The sequence below is a fragment of the Salifodinibacter halophilus genome (genome assembly GCA_012999515.1).
Lineage (GTDB): Bacteria > Pseudomonadota > Gammaproteobacteria > Nevskiales > Salinisphaeraceae > Salifodinibacter > Salifodinibacter halophilus.
Genome location: JABEEB010000026.1, coordinates 1 through 429, shown reverse-complemented (window position 1 = coordinate 429; position 429 = coordinate 1). Strand labels below are relative to the sequence as shown.

Annotated in this window: 1 protein-coding gene; it reads left to right on the top strand. The window is 67.8% G+C overall.

Going from position 1 to position 429, the window contains the following annotated elements:
* Positions 1–258: 258 nt before the first annotated feature.
* A partial coding sequence (locus HKX41_10500) for a hypothetical protein (protein ID NNC24563.1) occupies positions 259–429 on the top strand: 171 nt, incomplete at its 3' end.

The window sequence follows — 429 nt, the reverse complement described above, 5'->3', positions numbered from 1 at the left end:
GCAGCGATGCTCCATGACGGCGCCGACGGATCGGCGGGACGAAAAACCGCAATACGACGCGAGGATGCTACACGGCAGGCCCGACCACGGCCGGCCGCGCAAGCACGCGGCGGCGATTGAAAACCGGCTGCCAGATGACCATAGGTAAATCATCTCGGTCATCCGGCGCCGGCCCAGCGCGTTGCCAGCGATTCATCGTCTCATCCGAGAACCCCCAACCGGCGCCGGCGCGCGCCATAATCCCAGCCGGAGGTGCCCATGCACGGTGGCGGTCTAGAGCTTGCGTTGTTGTTCCTGCTGGCCGCGGTGATCGCGGTGCCGGTGTTCCGCAAGTTCGGGCTGGGCGCGGTGCTGGGCTATCTGGCCGCGGGCGTGGTGCTGGGGCCTTACGGGGTCAAGGTGATCGCCGATGCCGAGCCGGTGCTGGCC